Annotated in this window: 2 protein-coding genes; both read left to right on the plus strand. The window is 69.0% G+C overall.

The window, feature by feature from the left end:
- Window positions 1-603: sensor histidine kinase KdpD (locus U858_RS0133210; protein ID WP_025141367.1), on the plus strand; the 603-nt coding region annotated here is incomplete at its 5' end.
- A partial coding sequence (locus U858_RS0133215) for a KUP/HAK/KT family potassium transporter (RefSeq protein WP_025141368.1) occupies window positions 600-900 on the plus strand: 301 nt, incomplete at its 3' end. The genes U858_RS0133210 and U858_RS0133215, both read left to right, overlap by 4 nt.

Genomic DNA, 900 nt, shown 5'->3' on the forward strand with positions numbered 1-900 from the left:
GATGACGTGCGCGCCCGCGCCGAACGCATCAAGGCGGTCAGCGACCGCATGATCCGCCTGGGCCAGCAGTTGCTGGTCCTGGCGCGCGCCGACCCCAATGCCCGGCCGCAGGACAGTTTTGTGCGCATCGACCTGTGCGAATGGGTGCGGGCGCACGGCGCCGAGTGGTTTCCGCGGGTGCGCGAGGCCCGCTATGAGCTGGACCTGGTGGCACCCGATGCCCCGATCTGGATCGACGCCGACCCGCTGCTGCTGGCCGAGCTGCTCGGCAACCTGATCGACAACGCGCTGCGTTATGGCAACGCGACCGGCAAGATCACCCTGATCGTCGGCGCCAACCCGCCGTCGCTGACGGTCGAGGACGACGGCCCCGGCATTCCGCCCGAAGAGCGCGACCGCGTGTTCGAGGCGTTCTACCGTTCGCCCACGGTCACGGCCGGCGGGTCGGGCCTGGGGCTGGCCATTGTGCGCGAGATCGCGCATGCGCACGGCGCCTGGTGGAAGCTCACCAGCCGCCCGGATTTTTCCGGAACCCGGCTTTCCGTCGTGTTCCCCGGCCCCCGCAAAGGGGCTCAACTCACTCGGCAAGAACCCACATCATGAGCCAAGGTACGGCTAGCGTTCCTACCTCGCCCCCCGGCCACCCGGCTGCCGGCCATGCGCCGTCGTCGCGCGCGGCGCTCATTCTGGGGGCGCTGGGGGTCGTGTATGGCGACATCGGCACCAGCCCGCTGTATACGCTGCGGGCTTGCCTGACCGGGCTGAGCGTGCACACCGACCTGGAGCCGGCCCATTTGCTGGGCGTGCTGTCCATCCTGTTCTGGATGCTGATGGTGGTGGTGTCGCTGAAGTATGTGACGCTGATCCTGCGTGCGGACAACCGCGGCGAAGGCGGCACGC

It is taken from the genome of Achromobacter sp. DH1f, assembly GCF_000633435.1.
In the GTDB taxonomy this organism is placed as follows: Bacteria; Pseudomonadota; Gammaproteobacteria; order Burkholderiales; family Burkholderiaceae_B; genus Achromobacter; species Achromobacter deleyi.